The following is a 25774-nucleotide window of genomic DNA, read 5'->3' as shown; positions in this document are numbered from 1 at the left end:
TCGTCCTGCGAGGACCGCGCCCCGGCACCACGATGGGGACAGACGGCACCCGAGCCGTCGTCCCGCCGCCGTCCCGGCGCGCGTCACCGACCCGAGGAGGCAACCCATGGCTGCTCGCTCCGACCTGCCGAAGTACACGGTCCCGTCGCTCACCCCTGAGGAAGGGGCGAAGATCGCCGGGATCCTCCAGGAGCGGCTGCACGCGCTCAACGACCTGCAGCTCACGCTCAAGCACATCCACTGGAACGTCGTCGGTCCGCACTTCATCGCGGTGCACGAGATGATCGACCCGCAGGTCGACGCCGTGCGCGCGATGGTGGACGCGACCGCCGAGCGCATCGCGACCCTCGGCGTCTCCCCGCAGGGCACGCCGGGTGCGCTCGTCGCCGCCCGCACCTGGGAGGACTACTCCCTGGGTCGCGCGTCGACGATCGCGCACCTCGGCGCCCTCGACGAGGTGTACGTCGGCGTCATCACGGCCCACCGCGAGGCTGCGGCCGCGACCGAGGAGCTCGACGACGTCACGAACGACCTGCTCATCGGGCACCTGCACGACCTCGAGCTCTTCCACTGGTTCGTCCGTGCCCACCTGGAGTCGACGGGCGGCGACCTCTCCACCGAGGGAGCACGTACCGAGGCCGGCGCCGCGCGCAAGGCCGAGGAGGCCGCGGCCGGTCAGCCCTGACCCCGCTCCCCTCCTACGCCGTCGGCCCGACGGCGACCGGGCCCCGTCACGCGAGTCGTGGCGGGGCCCTCGCTTTTCCGGGCTGGTTGGTGAGGTGACCGGCTGGGCTGTCGATGGTTCTGGTGCGCTTGGCACACTATTTATACCGGAGAGCGCATAGAGTCGTGGCATGACCGACCAGCACGGCTCGCCGCCGCCCGTCCGCCAGCTCCGCCTCGTCGTCGAGGCGGAGGACTATGACGCCGCGCTCGCGTTCTACCGCGACGTCCTGGGCCTCCCCCAGCAGATCGCCTACGCGGACGGCGAGGACGACCGGGTGGCGATCCTCGACGTCGGGCGGGCGACGCTCGAGATCGCCTCCCCCGGGCACGCGCGGGCGATCGACGACGTGGAGGTCGGACGACGGGTCGCGGGGCGCCTCCGGGTCGCGCTCGAGGTGGGCGACGCCGGCGACGCGACCGACCGGGCGGTCGCCGCCGGGGCGTCGCTCGTCGCCCCGCCGACGCGCACGCCCTGGGGGTCGCTCAACTCACGCCTCGACGCCCCCGCCGGCCTCCACCTCACGCTGTTCCAGGAGCTCGGCGGCGAGGAGGGCGTCCCGCCCGGCGTCGTCGCCGAGACCGGGCCCGGCGACGATCCCGCTCCCCACCGGGGCTGACGCCTCGACCCACGCCCGCCGGACCTGCTCGAAGCGCGTCGGGAGCGGTGCCCGCACGGCCCCGTAGCGCGCGTTCGTGCGGTGCACGAACCGCCGCCACGACAGCACGAGGCCCTGCTTCGTGATGGGCAGGCCGCTGGACACCGTGACGCCGTTGTCGTGCGTGTGGTGGACCGTGAGCAGCAGCGCGCGCGGCACCGACCCCTCGAGGTCCGCCGCGAGCACCTCCCGCACCGCCATCCAGCGCCGCAGCACGACGACGACGCTCGCGCTCAGCACGTGCTCGCGCACCGTGCGGTGCTTGCCGTGCGTGAGCACGACCCTCCCCTCCCCCGCGCGCTCCGCCTCCGGGCCGAGATCGATGGCGTCGACCGTGCAGCGCAGCAGGTCGCCGTAGCGCGCGCCCGTCGCGCGCGTGAGGCCGGCGATCACCGCGAGCCGCACGGTCTCCGGCTTCGCCGCCTCGACCATCGCCTCCGTCGCCAGCAGGCGCCACACCCACTCGGCCTCGTCGAGCGTGACCGTGGGGCGCGGATAACGGGAGGCGGCGGTCGTGCCGGTAGTGGTGCCGCCCCTCGTGTCCGGGCTGGCGGGTGACGTCGCGTCGTCGGGCATGGACGGGACCCTACCGCTTGGCACACTTTTATTGGGACGGGACGGCGGCGCGTCGCCGTCGGGCGCGTCACGACGTCGTGACCACCGAATTGAATACGTATGCAGAATGCTGCATACTCGTGCCCATGTCCAAGGTTCTCACCTCCCTGCCCGTGGGAGAGCGCGTCGGGATCGCGTTCTCCGGGGGCCTCGACACGTCCGTCGCCGTCGCGTGGATGCGCGACAAGGGCGCGGTGCCGTGCACCTACACCGCCGACATCGGCCAGTACGACGAGCCCGACATCGGCTCCGTGCCCGGTCGCGCGACCGCCTACGGCGCCGAGATCGCGCGCCTCGTGGACTGCCGCGCCGCGCTCGTCGAGGAGGGTCTGGCCGCGCTCGCGTGCGGCGCGTTCCACATCCGCTCCGGCGGTCGCGCGTACTTCAACACCACTCCCCTGGGCCGCGCGGTCACGGGCACGCTCCTCGTCCGCGCCATGCAGGAGGACGACGTCCAGATCTGGGGCGACGGGTCGACCTTCAAGGGCAACGACATCGAGCGGTTCTACCGCTACGGGCTGCTCGCCAACCCGCACCTGCGCATCTACAAGCCCTGGCTCGACGCGGACTTCGTCGCGGAGCTGGGCGGGCGCAAGGAGATGTCCGAGTGGCTGCTCGCCCACGACCTGCCGTACCGGGACAGCACCGAGAAGGCGTACTCGACGGACGCGAACATCTGGGGAGCGACCCACGAGGCGAAGACGCTCGAGCACCTCGACACGGGCATCGAGACCGTCGACCCGATCATGGGCGTGCGGTTCTGGGACCCCGCGGTCGAGATCGCGACCGAGGACGTGACGATCGGCTTCGTCCAGGGTCGTCCGGTGACGATCAACGGGCAGGAGTTCGAGTCGGCCGTCGCGCTGGTCCAGGAGGCCAACGCGATCGGCGGCCGCCACGGGCTCGGCATGTCCGACCAGATCGAGAACCGCATCATCGAGGCCAAGAGCCGCGGCATCTACGAGGCCCCCGGGATGGCGCTCCTGCACGCCGCGTACGAGCGCCTCGTCAACGCGATCCACAACGAGGACACCCTCACGCAGTACCACACCGAGGGCCGCCGCCTCGGCCGCCTCATGTACGAGGGTCGGTGGCTCGACCCGCAGGCGCTCATGATCCGCGAGTCGCTGCAGCGCTGGGTCAGCACCGCCGTCACCGGCGAGGTCACGCTGCGCCTGCGCCGCGGCGAGGACTACTCGATCCTCGACACCACCGGGCCCGCGTTCAGCTACCACCCGGACAAGCTCTCGATGGAGCGCACCGAGGACTCCGCGTTCGGTCCGATGGACCGGATCGGCCAGCTCACCATGCGCAACCTCGACATCGCCGACTCGCGGGCCAAGCTCGAGCAGTACGCGGGCATCGGCATCGTCGGCACCACGCACGCGGCGCTCATCGGCGCCGTGCAGGCGTCCACCGAGCTCATCGGCGCCATGCCCGAGGGCGGCGCGGAGGTCATCGCGTCACGCGGCATGGCCGAGGGCGACGACGCGCTCCTCGACCGCGCCGCGATGGAGTCCGGCACGGACTGACCGCCACGACGCCCACCGACGGCGCCCGGGTCGACGACCGACCCGGGCGCCGTCGCGGCTAGGCTCGCAGCGTGAGTGCAGGCACCGGGGAGCTGTGGGGGACGATCGCCGGACCCGTCGACCACGAGCTCGTCGTCAAGAGGTCCCGCTTCCTCGCGCACCTCTCCCCCGTCCCGTCCGTCGCCGCAGCCGACGCCGTCGTCGCGCGCGTCCGCAAGGAGCACTGGGACGCGCGCCACCACTGCGTCGCGCTCGTCGTCGGCCCCCACGCCGACCAGCAGCGCTCCACCGACGACGGCGAACCCTCCGGCACCGCCGGCATCCCCATGCTCGAGGTGCTGCGGCACCGGCACGTGACCGACGTCGTCGCCGTCGTGACGCGGTACTTCGGCGGCGTCCTGCTCGGCGCGGGCGGCCTCGTGCGCGCCTACTCGAGCGCGGTGAGCGAGGCGCTCGACCTCGCGCGGCCCGTGCGCCGCGCCGTGCTCACCGCGGTGCGCGTCGACGTGCCGCACGCCGACGCCGGGCGGCTCCACGGCGTCCTGCGCGACTGGTGCACCCACCACGGCGGCACGCTCGAGGGCGTCGACTACGGCGCGACGGCCGCGTTCACCGTCCTCGTCCCCCCGGCCGAGCTCGACCGGTTCGACGCCGGCCTCGCCGCCGCGTCGTCCGGCACCCTCGTCGCACGCCGCGGCGACAGCCGCGTCGTCGACGTCCCCGCCTGACCGCCTGCCCTCCACCCGCGAGGTAGAGCCCTGGTCGCGCGAGGTAGAGCCCTGGTCGCGCGAGATAGAGCCGTGGTCACGCGAAGTAGAGGCCCGGTCACGCGAAGTAGAGCCGTGGTCACGCGAAGTAGAGCCGTAGTCGCGTGAAGCGGATCTGCTCGCACGTCGATGACTGCCCGCTCGACCCGCCGGTGCAGGCGACCACGACAGGCCGGGGCGCCACCGCCGTCGGGCAGAGAGCCGAGAGCCGAGGCGAGGGCGACGCACCCGCCCGGCGCGTGCAGTGCCCGATCGACAAGGTCTCTACCTCGACCGACCAGGGCTCTACCCCGGCCGACCTAACCTCTACCTCGGCCGACCAGGGCTCTACCTCGGCGAACCAGGGATCTCCCTCGGCCGACCCGGGCTCTGCCTCCGCGTCAGGCGCTGACGCCGTCCGGGCCGACGACGGCGCCGTCGGGGACGCGGGCGGAGCCGCCCGGGTCGGCGAGCTCGGCGTCGCCGGTGACCGTCACGCCGGAGCCGAAGGTCCAGTCCCCGCGCACCGTGAGCGAGCGGGCCGCGCGCAGGGACGGGGTGCCGTCGTCGAACCGGGCGTCGAACGCGGCGATGGTCTTGTAGTGCGCGGGGTCGAGGTCCACGAACGGCGCGCTGGTGCGCGCGACGAACCGGTACGCGTCGTCGAGGTCGTAGACGTCGGAGCGGAGCACGAGGAGGTCGTTCGTCGTCTTCACCGGCAGGAACCGGTCGCGGCCGACCTCGATCGCGACGGCGCCGTCGAACACCTCGACCGCGGCCCCCATGGCGGACTCGATCTGCACGACCTCGGGCGACGACGGGTCGGTCGGGTCGACGGTCTTGGTGTTCTTGATGAGCGGGAGCTCGAGGACCCCGCCGGTGCGGTCGAGCTCGGCCGACAGCGCCTCGAGGTCGAACCACAGGTTGTTGGTGTTGAAGTACCGGTGCCGGCCGATGTCGGCGGCGGCGTCCTGGTCGTCGGCCGGGGTCTGTGCGGTCTCGCGCAGGACGAGGCGCCCGTCGCTGCGGCGCACGACGAGGTGGCCGCCCTTGCGGTCCGCGGGCGTGCGGCGTGCGACCTCGGCGGCGAACGGCGCCCCGCTGGCGGCGAACCACCCGGCCATCGCGGCGTCGGGCGCGGCCCCGAGGTTGTCGGAGTTCGAGACGCTCGCGTAGCGGTACCCGGCGTCGAGCAGCGCGCGCAGGGCGCCGGACGCGTAGAGGGCGGTGTACAGGTCGCCGTGGCCGGGCGGGCACCACTCGAGCTCGGGGTCGGCGGGCCAGTCGACGGGCGTGAGGTCGCTCGCGAGGAGCTTGGGCTCGCGGTTCTGCAGGAAGTCGAGCGGGAGGTCGTCGACCGCGAGGTCGTCGTGCGGGGCGAGCGCGGCGAGGGTGTCGGCCTGCGTGCGGAACGAGTTCATGAGCAGCAGCGGCAGGGGTGCGCCCGTCGCGCGCCGGGCGGCCCGCACCTGCGCGACGATGACGTCGAGGAAGGTCAGCGGCCCGCCGTCGGGGCGCTGCGGGTCGGCGTCGCGCACGGTGAGGAGCGACTTGGCGCGGTCCATGCCCATCGAGGTCCCGAGGCCGCCGTTGAGCTTGATGACCGCCGTGCGGCGCAGCGCCTCGCGGGCGGCGTCCTCGGGCACCTCGAGCTCGTCGCGGTGCGTGACGTCGGTGAGCGGCTCGACGTCGGCCTCCGGGATCATGCCGGTCGCGCCGGACTCGAGGAGCCGGTAGAACCGGGCGAAGACGTCGATGGCGGCGGGGGCGACGCCCGCGTCGCGCATGCGGTCGGTGGACTGGCTCAGGCCCTGGCTGCTCATGCCCCGATGGTAGGGGCGTGGCGCGGTCCGGGCCCGGTGCGGCGGTCGGCCGGAGCGCGGGTGAGACAGGGCTCACAGCCCTACCGTGGGCAGATGGCGGACGTCCTGCCCGACGACGTGGCGACCTGGCTCGGGTCGTGGTTCTGGGCGCCCGGCTACGACGTCGCTCGCGAGGTGCTGCAACGGGGCACCGCGGCGATCCTCGTCGTCGCGTTCCTCGTCGTCGTGCGGCAGTGGCGCCCGCTGCTGGGCGAGCGCGGGCTGCTGCCCGCCGCGACGTTCGTGGCGCGCACGACGTGGCGGGACGCCCCGAGCGTGCTCCGGTGGCGGTGCTCGGACCGGTTCGTCGCCGCGCTCGCGTGGGGCGGGGCGGGGCTGGCGGCGCTGCTCGTCGCCGGGGTGCCCCAGCGCGGGCCGTGGTGGCTGACGACGCTCGCCTTCCTCGTGCTGTGGGCGGCCTACCTGTCGGTGGTGAACGTCGGGCAGCGCTTCTACGGGTTCGGGTGGGAGTCTCTGCTGTGCGAGGTGACGTTCCTCGTGGGGTGGCTGGGCTCGTCGGGCGGGGGCGCCGCTCCCCCGCTGCTCGTGCTGCTGCTCGCCCGCTGGTGCCTGTTCCGGGTCGAGCTCGGCGCGGGACTCATCAAGCTCCGCGGGGACCGCGCGTGGCGCGACCTCACGGCCCTGGATTATCACCACGAGACGCAGCCCCTCCCCGGCCCGTTCTCGTGGCACGCGCACCACCTGCCGCGGTGGTGGCACCGCGTCGAGGTGGCGGGCAACCACGTGACGCAGCTCGTCGTGCCGTTCGCGCTCTTCGCGCCGCAGCCGGTCGCGAGCGTCGCGGGCGGGGTCGTGGTGCTCACGCAGGCGTGGCTGCTCGTGACGGGGAACTTCGCGTGGCTGAACTGGCTGACGATCGTGCTCGGGCTCGGTGTCGTGAGCGACGGCGCGTGGGCGGCCGTCGGGTCGTGGCTCGTGCCCGCGCTCGGTCGCGGCGAGGGGCCGGTGCCCGACGGCGGGGCCGCCCCGGGCGGCCCGGTCGCCCTCGTCGTGGCCGTGCTCGCGGTGTCGGCGCTCCTGCTCGTCCTCAGCGTGCGCCCGGCGCGCAACCTCGTCGCGCGCCGGCAGCTCATGAACGCGAGCTTCGAGCCGTTCCGGCTCGTCAACGCCTACGGCGCGTTCGGCTCGGTCTCGCGGCGCCGCGACGAGGTGGTGGTGGAGGGGACGACGGCCCGCTCCCCCGGGCCCGACGACTGGGTCGAGTACGTGTTCCGCGGCAAGCCGGGCGACGTGGGGCGCCGCCCGCCGCAGGTCGCGCCCTACCACCTGCGCCTGGACTGGCAGATGTGGTTCCTCGCGCTCGGGTCGCCCGGCACGCGCTGGTTCGAGGTGCTGCTGCTCCGGCTCCTGGAGGCCGACCGCCCGACCCTGCGGCTGCTCGCGGCAGACCCGTTCGCCGACGATCCCGACGGCCCCGCCCCGCGGTGGGTGCGGGCCCGCGTCTTCCGCTACCGGTACACGACGCGCGCCGAGCGGCGACGCACCGGCGACTGGTGGGTGCGCGAGGAGCGCGGGACGCTCGTCGACCCGGTCGACCGCAGGCGTCTGCGGCTGCTCCTGGGCCCGCGGGCCTGAGCGGCCGGCGGCGGGCCAGCCCCGCGCGAGCCGGCCCGCGGCGGCCCGGCGCGACGGTCCTACTCGAAGCGGGACGGGTCGCCCGCGCCGACGCGCACGACCTCGGGGGCGCCGTCGGAGAAGTCGACGACCGTCGTCGGCTCGCTCCCCCGCTCGCCGCCGTCGACGACCGCGTCGACGACGTGGTCGAGCTCCTCCTTGATCGCCCAGCCGTCGGTGAGCGCCTCCGTCGAGCCGGGGAGGATCAGCGAGCTTGACAGGATCGGCTCCCCGAGCGCGGCGACGATGGCCTGGGCGACGGCGTCCTCGGGGATGCGGACGCCCACGGTCTTCTTCTTGGGGTGCGCGAGGCGGCGCGGGACCTCGGAGGTCGCGCGCAGGATGAACGTGTACGGCCCGGGGGTGGCGGCCTTGATGGACCGGAACGCCGCGTTGTCGACCATGACGAAGTGTCCGAGCTGGGCGAAGTCGGCGCACACGAGCGTGAAGTGGTGCCGGTCGTCGAGGTGGCGGATGCGGCGGATGCGGTCGGCGCCCTCGCGGTCGTCCATGCGGCAGCCGAGCGCGTAGCCGGAGTCGGTCGGGTAGGCGACGAGCCCGCCGTCCTCGAGGAGGGCGACGACCTGCGCGATCGCGCGCGGCTGCGGGTTGTCGGGGTGCACGTCGAGGTAGCGGGCCATGGGGCGAGCCTAGGCCCGGGGCCGCGGTCCGGCCGCCGGGACCGCCGTCGTCGTGCACCCGGCCCCGGTGCCGCTACCGGGGCAGGTGCGCGGACACCCGGAGCAGCTCCGCCGGGCTGGCGTTGCCGCCGGAGCAGACGACGCCGACGCGCCGGCCGGCGAACCGGGCGGGGTCGGCGAGGACGGCGGCGAGGGCGGCGGCGCCCGCGCCCTCGGCGACGGTCCGGGCCGCGGTGAGGTAGAGCGCGGCGGCGCGGTCGATCGTGTCGTCGTCGACGAGGACGAAGTCGTCGAGGTGCTCGCGCAGGACGGCCTGGGTGAGCGCGAAGCCGGTGCCGGTGGCGAGGCCCTCGGCGCGCGAGGTGTTGGGCCGGGCGACGAGGTCGCGCGCGCGCCACGAGTCGTGCGCGGCGGGCGACGCGGCCGACTGCACGGCGACGACCTCGAGCCCGGGGGCGAGCGCCTGGGCGACGAGGCACGCCGCGGCCGCCCCGCTCCCCCCGCCCACGGGGACGACGAGCACGTCGAGGTCCGGCGCGTCGGCGAGGAGCTCGAGGTACGCCGTCGCGACCCCGGCGACGAGGAGGGGCTCGTTCGCCGCGCTGACGAGCCGGGAGCCGTCCTCGGCCGCGAGCGCCGTGGCGTGCTCGCGGGCGTCGTCGAAGGTGGTGCCGGTGAGGACGAGGCGGGCGCCGAGGTCGCGGACGGCGTCGGCCTTGGTGGGGTTGGGGTGGGTGGGCATGACGATGGTGCAGGGGGTGGCGGTGGTGCGGGCGGCGTGGGCGACGGCCTGGGCGTGGTTGCCGGTGGAGAAGGCGGTGACGCCGTGGGCGCGCTCGTCGGGGGTGAGGCGCAGGAGCAGGTTGAGGGCGCCGCGGACCTTGAAGGCTCCGGTGGGCTGGTGGTTCTCGTGCTTGACGACGACGTGGGCGCCGGTGGCGCGGTCGAGCGCGGGGTAGGTGCGGGTGGGGGTGGGCTGGAGGTGGGTGGCGAGGAGGCGGCGGGCGTCGAGGACGTCGCGCATCGTGGGCGGGGCGAGGTCTGCGGGGGCCATGGGTCCACGGTCCCGCGGGTCGTCTCATCGGTCCAATGCCTGTTCTGTGCGGAACGATCGATGCGATCTATGCTTCGCGCATGAGGGCGTGGACGTGGACCTGACGCGGCTGCGGGTGCTGGCGGCGGTGGCGCGCGAGGGGTCGGTGACGGGGGCGGCGCGTGCGCTGCACTACGCGCAGCCGTCGGTGAGCCACCATCTGGCGCGTCTGGAGGCGGAGGTGGGTGTGCCGCTGACGGAGCGGCACGGCCGGGGTGTGCGGCTGACGGCGGCGGGTCGGCTGCTCGCGGCGCGGGCGGAGGAGATCCTGGGGCGCGTGGGTGCGGCGCGCGAGGAGCTGGACGCCCTGGTCTCGTTGTCGGCGGGCCGGGTGCGGCTGGCGGCGTTCCCGTCGGCGCTGGCGACGCTGGTGCCCGACGTCGTGGGTCGCCTGGCGCGCGAGCACCCGGGTCTGGGCGTGGGGCTGGTGGAGGCGGAGCCGCCGGAGGCGCTGGACGCGCTGCGGCGCGGTGCGGTGGACGTGGCGCTGGTGTTCGAGCACGACCGGTCGCCGCTGGACACCGACGGGCTGCGCGCGGTGCCGGTGCTCGCGGAGGAGCTGTTCCTGGTCCGTCCGGGTGCCGACCCGTACCCCGGTGCGCACGACGACACCCGCGACGACCCGAAGAGCGACGCCGCGGCGTCGTCCGCGGAGGGGCCGGCGGATCTCGCACCGCTCGCGGACGCGGCGTGGATCGCGGGCTGCGAGCGGTGCCGGGCGGACCTGGTGGGCCGGTGCGAGCGCGCGGGGTTCACGCCGCGCGTCGCGTTCGAGACGGACGACTACGTCGCGGTCCAGGCGCTGGTGGCGTCGGGCGTGGGGGTGTCCCTGCTGCCCGCGCTGGCGCTGCGGGCGCACCGGGACCCGCGCGTGGTGGTGCGCCCGCTGCCGGGCGCGGCGCGCCGCGTGCTCGCGGTCACGTACGGGGAGCGCCCTTCCCCGGGGGCGACGGCCGTGGTCGAGGGCCTGGTGCGCGCGGCGGGCTGACCGTCAGGCGGGCACGACGACGGCGGGCGCCGCGAGCACGAGGAGCACGACGCACACGCCCGCGACGGCCATGGAGAGCGCGAACGGGGCGCGGCTGCGCGGGCGTGCGACCCCGACGGCGCCGGCCGCGAGGGCGAGCACGAGCGCCCCGGCGCCGAGAACCCACGTCACCGGGCCGGGGGGCGTCGGGGGTGCGACCACGACGAGCAGGGACGCCGCGGCGAGCAGCACGGGCGCGAGCACGGAGCTCGCGCGGCGCCCGAGCCGGTGCGGCAGGCCGCGGACGCCCGTGGCGGCGTCGTCCTCGAGGTCGGGCAGGGTGTTCGCGACGTGCGCGCCGACGCCGAGCAGCGCGGCGGCCGCGACGGCCCACGGGGCGGGACGGCCGTCGCCGGGGGCGGCGAGCACGACGAACACGGCGAGCAGGCCGAAGGACACGGCGTACGGGGCCCAGGACCACCACGTGGCCTTGAGCCGCGCGTTGTACGACCACGCGACCCCGACGGCGACGACGTGCACCACCCCGGGCAGCGGCCCGGTCGCGAGGGACAGCGCGAGGCACACGGCGAGCGCCACGAGCGCCGCCGTGCGCAGGGTAGCGGCCGTGACGAGGCCCGACACCACGGGCTTGTCGGCGCGCCCGACGGCGACGTCGCGGCGCGCGTCGAGCCAGTCGTTGGACCAGCCGACGGAGAGCTGGCCGGAGAGGACGGCGAGCGCGACGAGCGTCGTCGTGCGGGCGCCCGCACCGATGCCCGCGGAGAGCGCGAGGGCGAACGCGGTGACCATGACGGTGGGCGGGAAGTGGCTCGCGACCACGAGCCCGCGCACGAGCCCTCGCGAGCGACCGGTCACCATGGCGGCAACCTAGCCCGCCCCCGGCCCGCGCGCCCGGTGCCGGGCCGGTCGTCGCGGCGCACCCCTCCCCCCCGCGCGGGCGGACCGGGCCGGTGGGACGATGCGGGCATGTCGCGCGTCGTCGCCGTCGGGACCTCGCTTCCCGCGCATGCGTACCGCCAGGACGAGATCTCCCGGGTCACGAGCGAGCTGCTCACCGACGACCCGGTCCGCCGTGCGCTCACGCGCCGGCTGCACGCCCACGCGGGCGTCGAGACCCGTCATCTCGCGCTGCCCCTGGAGGACTACGGCGGGCTGTCGTTCGGCTCCGCCAACGACGCCTTCCTCGCGCTCGGGACCGACCTCGCGGAGCAGGCGTGCCGCGCGGCGCTCGACGACGCGGGCCTGCGCCCGGACGAGGTCGACCACGTGGTGCTGACCACGGTCACGGGCGTGGGCGCGCCGACGCTCGACGTGCTCGTCGCGGCCCGGCTGGGCCTACGACCGGACGTGCGCCGCACGCCTTCGTTCGGGTGGGGCTGCGCCGGGGGCGCGGCGGGCCTGGCGCGGGCGGACGACCTGCTGCGAGGGCGCCCGCGGGACGTCGCGCTCCTCGTCGCCGTCGAGCTGTGCTCCCTGACGCTGCAGCGCACCGACCCGTCGACGGCGAACCTCGTGGCGTCGGGACTGTTCGGCGACGGCGCGGGGGCGGCCGTCCTCGTCGGGGACGAGCACCGCCTCGCCCGCCGCCCGGGCCCGTACGGGCGGGCGGGCGCGGGCGTGCGCGCCCGGGGCGTGCGCGTCGTCGACTCGCGCTCGCACCTGCACGCGGGCACGACGGGCGACCTGGGGTGGCGCGTCGGCGACACGGGGTTCGAGATCGTGCTGTCGGCACGCCTGCCCGAGCTCATCGGTGCGCACCTGCTGGGCGACGTCAAGGCGCTGCTCGCCGAGCACGACCTCGAACCGGCCGACGTCGGGGCGTGGGTCGTGCACGCGGGCGGCCCTCGCGTCCTGGACGCCGTCCGCGACACCCTGGGACTCGCCGAGGAGGACCTCGCGCTCAGCCGGGCGTCCCTGCGCGACGTGGGGAACCTGTCGTCGGCGTCCGTGCTGCACGTGCTCGGCGCGACCCTGGCCCGCACGGACGTGCCACCCGGCGCACCGGCCGTCCTCATGGCGTTCGGCCCCGGGGTGAGCACCGAGCTCGTCCTGCTGCGGCTCGACGGCCGCGGCCCGCGCCGGGCGCCCGCGCGACAGGCCGGTCACGCTGCCGGGCACGCGCCCGCCCCGGGCGAGGAGGTCCACGGATGAGCCTCGCCTGGTACGTGGTGCTCGTCGGCGCCACCGCCGTCGAACGGCTCGCCGAGCTCGTCGTCTCGGCCCGCAACGCCCGCTGGTCGTTCGCCCGGGGCGGCGTCGAGTCGGGCCGCGGGCACTTCCCCGCGATGGTCGCGCTGCACACGGGGCTGCTCCTCGCGTGCGTGGCCGAGGCGTGGCTCGCCGACCGGCCGTTCCTGCCGTGGCTCGGCTGGCCCATGCTCGTCCTCGTGCTCGCGAGCCAGGGCCTGCGCTGGTGGTGCATCGCGACCCTCGGGCCGCGGTGGAACACGCGCGTCATCGTCGTGCCGGGCCTGCCGCTCGTCGCGCGCGGCCCCTACCGGTGGCTGCGCCACCCCAACTACGTCGCCGTCGTGGTCGAGGGCGTCGCGCTGCCGCTCGTGCACTCGTGCTGGATCACCGCCGTCGCGTTCACGCTGCTCAACGCCATGCTCCTGGCCCGCTTCCGCATCCCTGCCGAGGAGCGCGCCCTCGCCCGCGCGACGGCGGTCGGCGCCGACGCGCACCCGGCCGTGCCGTGACCCCTCCCCGCCCGACCGACGCCCGCGCGGCCGACCGCCGCGTCGACGTGCTGGTCGTCGGCGGCGGGCCCGTCGGGCTCGCCGCCGCCCTGCACGCCCGCCGCGCGGGGCACGACGTCCTCGTGGTCGACCGCCGCGCCGGCGTCATCGACAAGGCGTGCGGCGAGGGGCTGCTCCCGGGCGCGCTCGCCGCGGTCCTCGCCCTCGGCGTCGACCCGCCGGGCCACCCGCTCGCCGGCATCAGCTACCGCGACGCCACCCGCCACGCCGACCACCCGTTCGCCGCCGGCCCGGGCCGCGGCGTGCGGCGCACCGCGCTGCACGCCGCCCTGCGCGAGCGCGCGCTCGCCGAGGGTGTCGCGATCGAGCACGCCACGCTCCGGGCGCTGCGCCAGGACGCCCGCGGGGTCGACGTCGTGCTCGGAGCGGTGCGAGGACCCGCCGGGGAGGCTCCCGGGGCGGACGGCGGTGCGGACGACGTCGTCCGCGCGGCCCGGGTGCTCGGCTGCGACGGGCTGCACTCCACCGTGCGCCGTCTGACCGGGCTCGACGCCCCGCCGCGCGGGAGCGCCCGGTTCGGCCTGCGCACCCACTACCGGCTCGCCCCGTGGAGCGACCTCGTCGAGGTGCACTGGGCGCCGCACGCCGAGGCGTACGTCACCCCCGTCGCGGCCGACGTCGTCGGCGTCGCCGTCCTCTCCCACCGCGACGGCACCCGTTCCACGCCGCGAGGAGCGCACCACGGGCTCGACGCGTTCGGCGAGCTCGCGGACCGCGCGCGCGACGCCCCCGTGCTCGGGCGCGTCCGCGGCGCGGGACCCCTGCGCCAGCGCGCCCGACGCCGCACCGCCGGGCACGTGCGCCTGGTCGGCGACGCGTCCGGGTACGTCGACGCGCTCACCGGGGAGGGCGTGCGCGTCGGGCTCGCCCAGGCCGAGGCCGCCGTGCGCCACCTCGACGACCCGGCCGCGTACGAGCGGGCCTGGGCCCGCGCCACGCGCGACTACCGCGTCCTCACCTCCGGCCTGCTCGCCTGGGCGGGCAGCCCCGCCCGCCGCGCCATCGTCCCCGCCGCGAGCGCCGCGCCGTGGCTGTACGGGGCGGTCGTGGAGCGCCTGGCCCGCTGACGACGCCGCGCTGTGGGCACCTGCGGTTACCGTGCGGCCATGACCTCGCTCGACCTGCACGTCGTCCCTGACCGTTTCCTGCTCGGCCACGTCCCGGGCGCCACGTTCCCCGAGGACGACGAGTGGGTCGCGCTCGTGCGCGCCCCCGAAGGGCTCACGGTCGTGCGGCACGCGTCCCCGTTCGACGACGCCGAGCGGTGGGCGGGGTTCTACGGCTCGGCCCACGGGCTGGAGACGACGGGGGTGCTCGCGTCCGTCGTCGGGCCGCTGGGCGAGGCCGGCGTGCCGGTGTTCGTCGCGTCCACGTTCCACGCGGACCTCGTGCTGGTCCCGGAGGCGCGGCTCGAGCAGGCCACCCGGGTGCTGCGCGACGCCGGGCACGCGGTCGCCGCTCCTCGGTGATCTCCGGGTCACCGCCCGTCGTCGCGCACGGTCCCCGCACCGGTAGCATGCGCGGATGCGAGCGCGAGGGTGGGTGGCGGCGGCGGCCGTGGTGCTGAGCACGGCGGTCCTGGGCGGGTGCGGGTCCGGCGGTACGGGCCCGGCGGACGGGACCGCGGGATCGCAGGCGGCGAGCAGCGCCGCGCCGTCGCCCGCCACGGCTGTCCCGGCGGAGGACGAGGCCGCTGACGACGCCGCGACCTGCGTCGCCTCCAGCGACGTCATGACGATCGTGGAGAACGCCGACCTCGGCCTCGCCGACGGCCGCATGGCGGAGCCGGAACGCGACGGCTGGTACGAGCTCGCCACCCGCGTGCTCGGCCGCCTGCCGTCCGGCGGGGACAGCGCCGTGCAGACGGCGGTCGCCGACCTCCAGGCGGCCGCGCCGGCCGTCGCGGTCGGGACGTTCGCGGAGTCGACCGGCGTGGGGTCCCCGGAGTGGTCGCAGGCCCAGGCAGACCTCGGCGACGCGTGCGAGGCGCTCGGTACTCCGCTGACGATCGCCCCGTTCACCGGCGGCTGACCCGACGCCCGGCCGCCGCGCCACCGCTCTCGGCGGCCCGCGCCACCGCTCTCGGCGGCACAGCCGGTCACCCCCGCGCCGCTGCCCTCTCCGCCCGGTCGAGCAGGTCGCGCGCGCGGTCACGCGGGAGGAACGCGAGGAGCGCGTCCTTCTCCCCCACGCGCACCCGCTCGGCCACCTCGAAGCCGAGGGCACGCATCCGGGCGTGCGCCCGCTCGTTCGCCGCGTCCGGCTCGACGACGATCCGGTCCACCCGCGGGTCGGCGAAGCAGAACCCGACGACCAGCGGACCGATGGCGGCCCACAGGTCCGCCCCGCGCGGGCCCCGGCCGCCGAGCAGGAAGTGCAGCCCGACGTCGCCCGGCGCCACCGCGTACGCCTCGCCGACGGGGTCGTGCTCCGGCTCGTACGTCTGCAGGAGCGCGACGGGGGCGTCGTCCCACCGCACGAGGAACGCGTGGTGCGTCGGCAGCGACCCGACGTACGCGTACAGGTCGCGCAACTCCGTCCGGGACAGGTCCCCGAGGCCCCAGAACCGTGCCCACGGCCGGGTCACCCAGGCGTGCAGCACGTCGAGGTCCGCGTCCGGGTCGAGGACGCGCAGCGTCAGGCGACCGCCGCCCGGCGCGCGGTGGGAGAGGAGCAGCTCGCCGGGCGCACCGGTGGGCAGGCGGCCGGGGGCGGGCAGGTCGGTCGCGGTCATCGGGTCTCCTCGTGGCGCAGCAGGGCCCAGTCGGTCACGACGGGCACGGTCTCGGCGTCGGCCCAGGCGGCGAGCCGGTCGGCGAAGTGGGGCGAGCGCGGGTCGCCGCTCGCGCCGAACGGCACGCCCCAGCGGCTCGCGTCCCGGTCGGCGAGGTCCCACACCCAGCGCGCGACCGACCCGCGCACGCACACGTCGCTGACCCCCGGCACGCTCGCGGTGCAGCGCACGGTGTCCGTGTCGCCGCCGAGCGGCACGTCCGGCACGCGCGGGACCGGGGCGCCCGGCACGTCGAGGAGCACGTGCAGCCCGAGCACGCGGTGGGTGTCGCCCCACACCGGCGCCGAGCCCGACATGCCGTCCCGCGCCCGCACGACGTCGGCGAGCGCGGCCCACGCGAGCGCGGCGCCGTCGAGCCCGAGCCACGCGGCGCCGAGCAGCGCGGGCAGCGCGTCGGCGACGCGCGCGGTGACGGCCAGCCACGGCGCGAAGACCGGGTCGAGGCCGTGGGGCGCGTGCAGGGACGCGAGCGCGGGGTGCGCCGCGACCCGGCCGACGAGCGCGCCGCGCCACGCCGCGAAGAGCGCCGCGTCGGCGCTGTCCGCGTCCATGCGGCGGTCCCACGCGCGCAGCCGCCCCGCCGCGCGGACCGTCGCGGGGTCGGGACGCACGCCGGTGCCGCGCTCGGCCTCGGTCTCGGCTCCGGCCCCGCCGCCCGGGCCGCCGACGTCGCGGTCGAGCCACCCGAGCAGGTCGTCCGCGCCGCCGAGCAGCGTGTCCGCGTGGACGCGCGACTGGTCCGCCGCGGTCGCGTCGTCGCCCGCTGCCGCGAGCAGCGCCCGGATCCGCCGCGCGCGGTGCGGCGGGGCGTACGTGCGGCCCAGGTCGAGGTCGGGCCGCGCGGGCCGCTCGTTCGCGTCGACCGCGACGTCGTCGACGACCACGGGCGGGGGCGGCACGACCCACGGGCGGGCCCGCCCGGCGTCGGCCCACCCCGGGAGCGGCAGCGCGCGCTCGGCCGGGTCGCGGCGAGGCACGCGCCCCGCCGTCATCGACAGCACGGTCTCGCGGTCGGCCGCCAGCACGCGGTCGACCGGGTCGACCCAGGTCGCGAACGCGTCCGTCACGCCGCGCGCCGACCGGACCCGCAGGAGCCGTCGCCACGCGGCGACCCCGAGGTCGGCGTCCACGCGTGCGGGCAGACGCACGGCGAACGTCCGGCCCGGGTCGTCGGGCCCGCCCGTGACGACGACGCCGCGCGCCGTCTCGATCGTCTCCACCCGGCGCTCGACCGGGCCGCCCGCCGCGCGCACCCGGACCGTGGCGACGACGACGTCCGCCGCCTCCGGACCGTCGGGCCCCTCCGCGACGACCCCGCCGTCCGCCGTGCGGTGGAGCCGCTCCGCGACGACGTCCACGTGGTGCGCCATCGCGTTCGTCACGCCCCACGCCGCCGCGCCCGCGTGCCCGAAGTGCGGGACCCCCGGGACGCCCGGGAACGCGAGCCCGACGACGTCGTACGCGTCGCACGCCAGGCGCACCTGCTGGTAGACGCCCGGCAGCTCCAGCAGGCGGTGCGGGTCGCCCGCGAGCAGCGGCGCCCCGGCGCGCGTCCTGGCGCCCGCGAGCGCCCACGCGTTCGACCCCGAGCCGGGTCCGCCGTCGGCCGCGAGCAGGTCGAGCACCGTGGCGGTGGTCACGTCGGGGCGGGATCGCGCGACGGCGGCCCCGAGGGTGCGCGCGACGTGGTCGCGCCACAGCACGTGGCCGAACCCGGAGAACAGGACGTGCGCGACGAGGAAGACGCCGAGGGGCGCCCACGCGGGCCACGGCTCGTGCGGGGGCAGGTCGCCCCCGCCGGGCCACGCCGGGTCGGCGAGGGCGTGCATCTCGGGCACGTCGCGCCCGCGGTCGAGACCGTCGTCGACGCCCGCGGTGTACGCGTCGACCCAGGCGCGGTCGTCGTCCGCGAGCGCCGCGTAGGCGCGGCGCGCGGTGTCGGCGAGGCGGACGCGGTGGGCGAACCGGTCCCAGGCGAGGCCCGGCTCGCCCAGGCGCTCGGCGAGCCGCCCCTCGGCGCGCCACCGGTCGACCTCGATCTGCCAGCCGCGGTCGAGCGCGGTGACGTACCCCTGGCCGCGCGCGAGCGCGAGCTCGTCCGTGGCGCGCACGTGCGGGACGCCCCACGCGTCGCGGTGCACCTCGAACCCGCCGGGGCCCGCCGTCACGTCAGCCCTCCCGCGCGGCGGGGTTGGCGAGCGTGCCCGCGTACAGCAGGGACGCGGACTGGTCGGCGAGGTCGACCATCTGGAGCGTGTTGCGCAGCTGCAGGCGGTTGAGGCACGAGTGCGCGAACCGCGGGGCGCGCAGGTCGACGCCGCCGCGCAGGTCGGGGTGGTCGGCGCGGTGGGCGTCGAGGCACTGGGCGACGAGACGCCAGAACCGGTCCTCGGCCAGCACGCCGTCGCCGGCGAGGATCGCGGCGAGGTGGCGCAGGACGCCGTCGAACACGTCGGTGAAGATCGCGAGCGCCTTCTCCTCGTCGTCGACGACGGCGCGCACCCGCTCGACGCCGGGCGGGAGCGGCGCGTCGCCGAGGACGGCGACCTCCTCGCCGACGTCCTTCATGACCGCGCGGACCACGACGTGGTCGCGCAGGACGAGGATGAGGTTCTCGCCGTGCGGCATGAACGCGAGGTCGTGCGCGAGGAGCGCGTGGGCGAGCGGGCGCAGGTAGGCGTCGAGGTAGGCGCGCACCCAGTCGGCGGGGTCGAGCCCGGAGGCGCGCACGAGCGCGGTCGCGTGCGCGGCGCCGTCGGGGTCGCGGTGCAGGAGCGCGGCCATGGTGGCGAGGCGCTCCCCGGGCGCGGTGCGCGGCACGGGGCTCTCGCGCCACAGGGCGGCGAGCATCTTGCGGTGCGGGGACGGCGTGGCGGTGCGGTGGTAGACGTCACCGGTGTACCCGATCGAAACGAGCTCGCGCAGCACGGTGAACCCGCGGCCGCCGAGCTCCGGGTCGGCGGCGACGAGGTCCGCGACCCAGTCGTTGATCGCGGGGGTGTCGCGCATGTACGCGGGCGACAGCCCGCGCAGGAACCCCATGTTCTGGATCGCGAGCGCGACCTTGACGTAGTGGCGGCCGGGCCGGGTGAGGTTGAACAGCGTGCGGATCGACTGCTGCGGCTGGTACTCGTCGGCGCCCGGCCCGAGCGGGACGAGGTCGCCGCGCGCGACGTCGGCCGCGAACGTGATGGGCACGCGGTGCTCCCACTGCCACGGGTGCACGGGGAGGTAGAGGTAGTCGGCCGGGTCGAGGCCGCGCGCGGCGAGCCGGTCCGCGAACGCGGCGCGCTCGTCGGGCGTGAGCTCGGCCCCGTAGTGCGTCTCCTCGTCGAGCCCGGCGCCGAGCGCGAGGTGGGTGTGCTCGCGCCGCGCGGCGAGCCACAAGAGGCGCACGCGGCCGCCGTTCTCGGGCGCGTACGCGCGGTACTCCGCCAGGCCGAACCCGATGCGCCCGTTGTTCGCGACGAACCCCGGGTGCCCCTCCGTCATGGCCGCCTCGACCTGCTGGAACGACGCGTCGAGGAGGTCGGTGGCGCTCGGCCCGCCGGTGCGCGCGTACCGCTCGAGCTTCGCGGTCGCGCTCGCGAGCGTGGACGACACCTCCTCGAGGTAGGTGGCGAGCAGGTCGTCGGGGATGCGCAGGTCGGGCTGGAGCTCGACGACGAGGTCGAGCGCGTCGACCGTCAGCTCGCGGGGCGCGCCGGCGCGGTCCGCACCCGCCGGGGCGCCCGCGTCGTCCGGCAGGTCCGGCCGGTCCTGCGTGGGGCGTCCGTCCGTCACGGTGCGCCGGATCGACGCCTCGTCGAGCACCCAGTGCTCGAGCGCGTACCGCCGCGCGCGGAAGCGGTACTCCACCGAGCCGCCCGCGACGGGCAGCACGTACTCGCCCCACCCGTTCGTCTCGACCGGCCAGACCTCCGCGCGCGGCGCGAGCAGCCGCTCGTGGGTGAGCTCGGCGATGGTCTTCGCGACGAGGTGGCGGTGCGCGCGCTCGGCGAGGTCGGGGCGCAGGTGCGGGGCGAGGTCCACACCGTCGCCGAGCGGGCTCGCGTCGAGGTCCGCACGCGTCGCGACGGCGAGGTGCGCCGTCTTGCCCGGGAGGTCCACCTCGCGCAGCACGCGGAACCCCGCCGCGGCGTTCTTCGCCGCGATCGCGGCGTTGCGCACGTCCGGCTCGACGACGACACGGCGGGCGCCACGGCCCGCGGGGGCCAGGCAGAACCGCACGACGGCGCCCATCACGGCCGAGGTGAACCCGCCGCGCGGGGGCCCGGGCGGGGGCGCGACGAGCAGGTGCATCCCGACGTCGCCGGGCTCCAGGAGCGCGGCGGCCGCGGGGACGTCGGCGAGCGTGACGCGCGCCGGGTCGTACGTCTCCACGAGGAACGCCGGCGCACCGTCGACCCGGCCGAGCCACGCGTCCTGGTGCGGGTCGGCGCGGACCGCCGCGAGGTAGTCGCGCACGCCGTCGACGTCGAGGTGGCCCAGCTGCCAGAACGCCGAGCGGGGGTGCGCGAGCCAGCCCTGCACGAGCGCGGCGTCGCGCGCCGGGTCGACGGGCTCGAGCGAGACGTCCGCGCGGCCGTCGCCGAGCCGGACCCGCACCGTGAAGGCGGCGCCCGGGCTCGCGCCCGACGCGACAGCGTCAGGCAGGGCGACGTCCCGCGCCGTCGTCGTGGTGGCGCTCATCGGGCCTCCCCTGCCGTGCGCTCGCCTGCCGCGACGCGCGCCGCGGCGTCCGACGTGGCGGGGGTCGTCGTGGGAGTGGTGGCCGGGGACGGAGGACCCGAGGGAGCCGCGTCGTCGGGCAGGCCGAACGTCTGGAACGCGATGCGCTCCTCCACCGGGTACACCTCGCGCCCCGTGACGGTGCGCAGCACGACGGCGTTGCGCCACGCGGCGAACCCGAGGTCCGGCGCGGTGATGCCGTGGGTGTGCTCCTCGCCGTTGAGCACGTGGACCCGGCGCGCGTGGTCGACCGTGTAGTCGCGTGCGACGTCGAACCGCCCGAGCTCGTCGAACCGGAGCAGGTGGCGCACCGGGTCGAGGAACGCCGGGACCGAAGCGGCGTAGCCCGTCGCGACGACGAGCGCGCGCGTGCGGCGCTCGACCTCCCGCCCGAGCTGCGCGTGCCGCAGCCGCAGCACGTACTCCCCCGCCGGGGCGGCGGCGCCGGCCCGCCCTGGCACGCTCTCGTCGTCGCGCCCGCCGGTGGTCGGCTCGTAGCGCGCGGCGACGACCTCGGTGTCGGTGAGCAGCGTCGTCGGCACCGGGCGGTCGAGGCTCAGGCGGTACAGCGCGTCGTAGATCTCGTCCACGAGGTCGCCGCTGATCCCCTTGTACAGGCCCCGCTGCTCACGGCCGAGGAGCTGGCGCAGCTCGAGCGGCAGCGCGTGGAAGTGGTCGGTGTACTCCGGCGACGTCATCTCGAGCGTGAGCTTCGTGTACTCCATGGGGAAGAAGCGCGGCGAGCGCGTCACCCAGTCGAGGCGGTACCCGGGGCGCCGCGCGTCGCCGTGGACGCCGTCGAGCAGGTCGCGGTAGACCTCGGCGGCCGACTGGCCGCTGCCCACGACCGTGACCGAGCCCGCCGCCGCGAGCGCGTCGCGGTGCGGCAGGTACTGCGCGCTGTGCACGAGCGGCCCCGCGCCCGGGTGCTCGCCGCGCGCGACCTCGTCCGCGAGCGCCCGCAGCGCGGGCGGCAGCACCGGGGACGTGCCGACGCCGAGCACGAGGTGGCGGCCCCGGTGCTCCTCGGTACCGGTGACGCTCCCGTCGGGCGCGAGCGTCTCGGCCCGCACGACGAACGCGTCGGCGGCCGGGTCGTGCTCGACGGCGACGACGCGCCGCGACCAGCGCAGCGAGCCCAGGCGGGCCGCGACCCAGCGGCAGTACGCGTCGTACTCGGCGCGCAGCGGGTAGAACGACTCGCGGATGTAGAACGGGTAGAGCCGGCCCGTGGCCTTGAGGAACGCGAGGAACGAGTACGGCGACGTCGGGTCCGCCATCGTGACGAGGTCGGCGAGGAACGGGACCTGGATCGTCGCGCCCTCGATCATCATGCCGGGGTGCCAGCGGAACTCGGGCGCGGCGTCGAGGAACACGGCGTCGACGTCGTCGAGGGGCGCGGACAGCGCGGCGAGGCCGAGGTTGAACGGCCCGATCCCCACGCCGACCACGTCGCGCACGCGCGCCGGGTCGTGGGGCGCCGGGGCGGGGCCGCTCGTCGTGGGAGCGGTCGTGGTCATCGGGTCACCGCCCCGGCGGTCGCGAGCGACGCCACGAGGTCCGCGGCGTGCGCCGCGACGTCGTCGTCGTGCAGCAGCTCGTCGCGCTCGACGAGCGCCTGGGCGGTCGTGCGCACGAGGTCGAGCACGTGGCGCACGTCCGCGAGCGTGACGGTCGGGTTGAGCAGCGTGAGCTTGAGGCACGGGACGCCGTCGAGCACGGTCTTGGCGACCACCGCGCGACCGGACTCGAACAGCACCCGCCGCACGAGCGGCACGAGGCGGTCCGCGTGCGCCGCGGACAACCCGGGCGGCTCGTACCGGAACAGGACCGTGGAGAGGTCCGTCCGGCCCAGCACCCGCAGGTCGGGGTCGTCCGCGAGGTCGGCGTGCACCTGCGCGGCGAGGTCGCACACGGCGTCGACCATCGCGCCGACCCCGCCGGGCCCGAGCGCGCGCAGCGTCGTCCAGAGCTTGAGCGCGTCGAAGCGGCGGGTCGTCTGGAGCGACACGTCGACCTGGTTCGGCTCGGCGTTCTCGCGCGGGTTGAGGTAGTCCGCGTGGTGCGCGACGCGCTCCAGGTCGGCGCGCTCGCGCACGAGCAGCGCGCTCGCGGACACGGGCTGGAAGAACGCCTTGTGGTAGTCGACCGTCACCGACCGCGACCGCTCGATGCCGTCGAGCAGGTGCCGGCGCGTCGGGGACACCAGGAGCCCGCACCCGTAGGCGGCGTCGACGTGCAACCACACGTCGGCCGCGTCGCACACGTCCGCGACCGCGGCGAGCGGGTCCACGCAGCCGCGGTCGGTCGTGCCGGCGGTCGCGACGACCGCCATGACGACCTCGCCCGCGGCGTGCGCCGCGTCGACGGCGGCCGCGAGCGCCGCGGGCACGACCCGACCGTCGGCGTCGGCCTCGACCCGCACGACCGCGTCGTCGGCGAGACCGAGCAGGAGGGCCGAGCGCGCGACGCTGAAGTGGCTCGACCCCGCCGCCAGGACGCGCAGGCGCGGCAGGACGGCCGAGCGCCCGAGCCCGTCCCGGGCGGCGCGCTCGACGGTGCGCTCGCGGGCGAGGAAGAGCGCGTGGAGGTTGGACTGCGTGCCGCCCGACGTGAGGACGCCGTCGCCGGCGACGTACCCGACGCGGCCCGCGGTCCAGGCGACGACGCGACGCTCCATGAGGGTCGCGACGGTCGACTGGTCGTAGGTGTCGACGGACGTGTTGATCGCGGCGAGCAGGGCCTCGGCACCGACCGCGGGCAGCGCGACCGGGCAGTTGAGGTGCGCGGTGTAGGCCGGGTGGTGGAACCACACGGCGTGGGTCGCGTAGAGGTCGGCGGTCTCGCGCAGCGCCGTGTCGGTCCCGACGCCGGGGCCGTCGAGGTCGGTGGCGTCGACGAGCGCGGCCAGGTGGGCGCGGCTGGCGCCGGACCAGGGCTGGTCGACGGCGGCCACGCGCGCGGCGACGTCGTCCACGACGGCGTGCAGGGTGCTGGCGTAGGCGCCCGCGGTCGCGCCGGTGAGCAGCGCCGGGGCGGTCGGGGTACCGTGCGCGGGCGCGACGGATCGTGCTGAGAGCATGCGAGGCTCCAGGACGGGGAGAGGACCGCCGCGGAGCACGGCGGGGCAACCTGAGGTTTGCCTTGCCTAACCTAGCGCAGCGCGGTCCCCCGTCAAGGGTGACCTGCGCCACGTCGCCGTGGACGCGTGGCCACGCCGGGGAGAGGATGGCAGTCGCCCGTCCTGGTGCCCGAGGAGGCCGTGTGGAACCCACCGTCGCGACGACCCGTCCTGCGATCGTCACCGTGGACGACGACCCCGGGGTCTCGCGCGCGGTCGCGCGCGACCTGCGCCGCCGCTACGGCGACCGCTACCGGATCGTGCGCGCCGAGTCGGGTGCGGAGACGCTCTCCGCGCTGCGCGAGCTCGCGCTGCGGGGCGAGGACGTCGCCGTCGTCCTCGCCGACCACCGCATGCCCGGCATGACGGGCGTCGAGCTGCTCGAGCAGGCGATGGACCTCTTCCCCGCGGCGCGGCGCGTCCTGCTCACCGCCTACGCGGACACCGAGGCCGCGATCGAGGCGATCAACGTCGTCGACCTCGACTACTACCTGCTCAAGCCGTGGGACCCGCCCGAGGAGAAGCTCTACCCCGTCGTGGACGCCCAGCTCGAGGCGTGGTCCGCGACCGACCGGCGCCGCCCGGCCGAGACCGTCGTCGTCGGGCACCGGTGGTCGGCACGCTCGTCGCAGGTGCGCGAGTTCCTCGCGCGCAACCGCGTGCCCTACCGGTGGTACCCGTCGGAGTCCGCCGAGGGGGCGCGCCTGCTCACGGCCGCGCAGGCCGACGGCGAGACCCTCCCCCTCGTCGTCACGCCCGAGGGCGAGCCCCTCGTCGCGCCCGACGACGCGACGCTCGCCGAGCGCGTCGGGCTCGCCACGCGACCCACGGCCGACTTCTACGACCTCGTCGTCGTGGGCGGCGGGCCCGCGGGGCTCAGCGCGGCGCTCTACGGGGCGTCGGAAGGGCTGCGGACGGTGCTCGTCGAGCGCACCGCGACCGGCGGACAGGCCGGGCAGAGCTCGCGCATCGACAACTACCTCGGGTTCCCCGACGGGATCTCGGGCGCCCAGCTCGCCGAGCGCGCGCGCCGCCAGGCCGTGCGGTTCGGCGCCGAGATCGTCACGACGCGCGACGCCGTCGAGCTCGACGTCGACGGCCCGGCCCGCTCGGTGCGGTTCCCCGACGGCACGTCGATCGACGCGCACACCGTCATCCTCGCGTCCGGCGTCTCCTACCGGCTGCTCGACGGCCCGGGCCTCGCGGACCTCGTGGGCCGCGGCGTGTTCTACGGCTCGGCGCTCACCGAGGCGTCCGCGTGCCAGGACCAGGAGGTGTACGTCGTCGGGGGCGCGAACTCCGCCGGGCAGGCGGCGCTGTACCTCGCGCGCGAGGCCAAGCAGGTCACGCTCGTCGTGCGGGGCGACTCGCTCGCCCGGTCCATGTCGTCCTACCTCGTCGAGCAGGTCGAGGCCCACCCGCGCGTGCGGGTCCTCACCCGCACGGAGGTGGTCGCGGCGTCCGGCGACGACCACCTGGAGCACCTCGAGCTGCGCGACCTCGACGCCGCCACCACCACGCGCGTCGAGTGCGGGTGGGCGTTCGTGTTCATCGGCGCCGCGCCCCGCACCGACTGGCTCGACGGCGTCGTCGCGCGCGACCCCCGCGGGTTCGTGCTCGCGGGCCCCGACCTCCTGCACGACGGCGCACCGCCCGCCGGGTGGACGCTCGACCGCCCGCCCTACCACCTGGAGACGTCCGTGCCCGGCGTGTTCGCCGCCGGGGACGTGCGCGCGGAGTCGGCCAAGCGCGTCGCGTCCGCGGTCGGCGAGGGCGCCATGGCCGTCATGCTCGTCCACCGCTACCTCGAACAGCTCTGACCCTCGGCCCCGCGACGCCGCCCCGACGACGCAGGCCCCGACCCGAACCCGGAGG

At 76.3% G+C, this 25774-nt stretch carries 21 protein-coding genes; 12 read left to right on the top strand and 9 right to left on the bottom strand.

Going from position 1 to position 25774, the window contains the following annotated elements; translation table 11 throughout:
• The first annotated feature begins 106 nt into the window (after window positions 1-106).
• From ABIE39_RS03495 to ABIE39_RS03480, 4 genes are all read left to right on the top strand, one after another.
• Window positions 107-685, top strand: coding sequence for a Dps family protein (locus ABIE39_RS03495; RefSeq protein ID WP_074806464.1), 579 nt, complete (start codon window positions 107-109; stop codon window positions 683-685).
• Between the two features lie 169 nt (window positions 686-854).
• Entirely contained in the window at window positions 855-1343 is a 489-nt protein-coding gene (locus tag ABIE39_RS03490) for a VOC family protein (protein WP_114553445.1), read from the top strand.
• A 740-nt stretch (window positions 1344-2083) separates the two neighbouring features.
• Window positions 2084-3529 (top strand): argininosuccinate synthase, encoded by a 1446-nt coding sequence (argG, locus tag ABIE39_RS03485; RefSeq protein WP_114553443.1) that lies wholly within the window; start codon window positions 2084-2086, stop codon window positions 3527-3529.
• 71 nt (window positions 3530-3600) lie between these two features.
• Window positions 3601-4257: a YigZ family protein gene (locus ABIE39_RS03480; protein WP_114553442.1), complete on the top strand. Its 657-nt coding sequence runs from the start codon at window positions 3601-3603 to the stop codon at window positions 4255-4257.
• Between the two features lie 419 nt (window positions 4258-4676).
• Here the strand turns inward: ABIE39_RS03480 and ABIE39_RS03475 are convergent, their stop codons facing one another.
• Entirely contained in the window at window positions 4677-6098 is a 1422-nt protein-coding gene (locus ABIE39_RS03475; RefSeq protein WP_354050475.1) for a UTP--glucose-1-phosphate uridylyltransferase, read from the bottom strand.
• A 93-nt stretch (window positions 6099-6191) separates the two neighbouring features.
• On the opposite strand from ABIE39_RS03475, the gene ABIE39_RS03470 reads away from it, so the two are divergent.
• Window positions 6192-7733 (top strand): lipase maturation factor family protein, encoded by a 1542-nt coding sequence (locus ABIE39_RS03470; RefSeq protein WP_209829183.1) that lies wholly within the window; start codon window positions 6192-6194, stop codon window positions 7731-7733.
• Window positions 7734-7792: 59 nt separating this feature from the next.
• Here the strand turns inward: ABIE39_RS03470 and ABIE39_RS03465 are convergent, their stop codons facing one another.
• Together ABIE39_RS03465 and ABIE39_RS03460 are read right to left on the bottom strand one after the other, a co-directional pair.
• Window positions 7793-8413, bottom strand: a complete 621-nt coding sequence (locus ABIE39_RS03465; RefSeq protein ID WP_209829184.1) for an L-threonylcarbamoyladenylate synthase — start codon at window positions 8411-8413, stop codon at window positions 7793-7795.
• Window positions 8414-8486: 73 nt separating this feature from the next.
• Window positions 8487-9467, bottom strand: coding sequence for a threonine ammonia-lyase (locus ABIE39_RS03460; protein ID WP_354050473.1), 981 nt, complete (start codon window positions 9465-9467; stop codon window positions 8487-8489).
• 88 nt (window positions 9468-9555) lie between these two features.
• Here ABIE39_RS03460 and ABIE39_RS03455 point away from each other — a divergent pair, with 88 nt between their 5' ends.
• On the top strand, window positions 9556-10494 hold the full coding sequence (locus ABIE39_RS03455; protein ID WP_354050471.1) for a LysR substrate-binding domain-containing protein: 939 nt from the start codon (window positions 9556-9558) through the stop codon (window positions 10492-10494).
• A 3-nt stretch (window positions 10495-10497) separates the two neighbouring features.
• Here ABIE39_RS03455 and ABIE39_RS03450 read toward each other — a convergent pair whose 3' ends face one another.
• The gene (locus tag ABIE39_RS03450) at window positions 10498-11352 is read right to left on the bottom strand and encodes a UbiA family prenyltransferase (RefSeq protein WP_354050469.1); all 855 of its coding nucleotides are present in this window, start codon (window positions 11350-11352) and stop codon (window positions 10498-10500) included.
• 108 nt (window positions 11353-11460) lie between these two features.
• Here ABIE39_RS03450 and ABIE39_RS03445 point away from each other — a divergent pair, with 108 nt between their 5' ends.
• Genes ABIE39_RS03445 through ABIE39_RS03425 form a run of 5 tightly spaced genes read left to right on the top strand, consistent with a single transcriptional unit; the run spans window position 11461 to window position 15284 of the window.
• The gene (locus ABIE39_RS03445; protein ID WP_175008534.1) at window positions 11461-12645 is read left to right on the top strand and encodes a 3-oxoacyl-[acyl-carrier-protein] synthase III C-terminal domain-containing protein; all 1185 of its coding nucleotides are present in this window, start codon (window positions 11461-11463) and stop codon (window positions 12643-12645) included.
• The gene (locus tag ABIE39_RS03440) at window positions 12642-13193 is read left to right on the top strand and encodes an isoprenylcysteine carboxylmethyltransferase family protein (protein WP_175008533.1); all 552 of its coding nucleotides are present in this window, start codon (window positions 12642-12644) and stop codon (window positions 13191-13193) included. Before ABIE39_RS03445 ends, ABIE39_RS03440 begins: the two co-directional genes overlap by 4 nt.
• Entirely contained in the window at window positions 13190-14320 is a 1131-nt protein-coding gene (locus tag ABIE39_RS03435) for an NAD(P)/FAD-dependent oxidoreductase (RefSeq protein WP_354050467.1), read from the top strand. The genes ABIE39_RS03440 and ABIE39_RS03435 overlap by 4 nt, the downstream gene beginning before the upstream one ends.
• 39 nt (window positions 14321-14359) lie before the next feature.
• Window positions 14360-14722 carry an ACT domain-containing protein gene (locus ABIE39_RS03430; RefSeq protein ID WP_175008531.1) on the top strand — a complete coding sequence of 121 codons (363 nt, stop codon included), beginning with the start codon at window positions 14360-14362 and terminating at the stop codon, window positions 14720-14722.
• 55 nt (window positions 14723-14777) lie between these two features.
• Window positions 14778-15284, top strand: a complete 507-nt coding sequence (locus ABIE39_RS03425) for a hypothetical protein (protein WP_354050465.1) — start codon at window positions 14778-14780, stop codon at window positions 15282-15284.
• Window positions 15285-15351: 67 nt separating this feature from the next.
• Here ABIE39_RS03425 and ABIE39_RS03420 read toward each other — a convergent pair whose 3' ends face one another.
• From ABIE39_RS03420 to ABIE39_RS03400, 5 genes are read right to left on the bottom strand one after another with little or no spacing between them, the layout of a single operon-like run.
• Window positions 15352-15987 (bottom strand): GNAT family N-acetyltransferase, encoded by a 636-nt coding sequence (locus ABIE39_RS03420; protein WP_354050463.1) that lies wholly within the window; start codon window positions 15985-15987, stop codon window positions 15352-15354.
• Window positions 15984-18215: a penicillin acylase family protein gene (locus ABIE39_RS03415; RefSeq protein ID WP_354050461.1), complete on the bottom strand. Its 2232-nt coding sequence runs from the start codon at window positions 18213-18215 to the stop codon at window positions 15984-15986. The genes ABIE39_RS03420 and ABIE39_RS03415 overlap by 4 nt, the downstream gene beginning before the upstream one ends.
• A gap of 1 nt (window position 18216) precedes the next feature.
• The gene (locus ABIE39_RS03410) at window positions 18217-20739 is read right to left on the bottom strand and encodes a GNAT family N-acetyltransferase (protein ID WP_354050459.1); all 2523 of its coding nucleotides are present in this window, start codon (window positions 20737-20739) and stop codon (window positions 18217-18219) included.
• Window positions 20736-22298 (bottom strand): lysine N(6)-hydroxylase/L-ornithine N(5)-oxygenase family protein, encoded by a 1563-nt coding sequence (locus tag ABIE39_RS03405; RefSeq protein WP_354050457.1) that lies wholly within the window; start codon window positions 22296-22298, stop codon window positions 20736-20738. Before ABIE39_RS03405 ends, ABIE39_RS03410 begins: the two co-directional genes overlap by 4 nt.
• On the bottom strand, window positions 22295-23860 hold the full coding sequence (locus tag ABIE39_RS03400) for a pyridoxal phosphate-dependent decarboxylase family protein (protein WP_354050455.1): 1566 nt from the start codon (window positions 23858-23860) through the stop codon (window positions 22295-22297). The genes ABIE39_RS03405 and ABIE39_RS03400 overlap by 4 nt, the downstream gene beginning before the upstream one ends.
• A 182-nt stretch (window positions 23861-24042) precedes the next feature.
• On the opposite strand from ABIE39_RS03400, the gene ABIE39_RS03395 reads away from it, so the two are divergent.
• Window positions 24043-25719: an NAD(P)/FAD-dependent oxidoreductase gene (locus ABIE39_RS03395; RefSeq protein WP_255437115.1), complete on the top strand. Its 1677-nt coding sequence runs from the start codon at window positions 24043-24045 to the stop codon at window positions 25717-25719.
• Window positions 25720-25774: the final 55 nt, after the last annotated feature.

The organism is Cellulosimicrobium sp. 4261 (genome assembly GCF_040546915.1).
In the GTDB taxonomy this organism is placed as follows: Bacteria; Actinomycetota; Actinomycetes; order Actinomycetales; family Cellulomonadaceae; genus Cellulosimicrobium; species Cellulosimicrobium cinnabarinum.
Note: the sequence above shows the minus strand (reverse complement) of the source record. Positions and strands in the feature narration are given on the sequence as shown.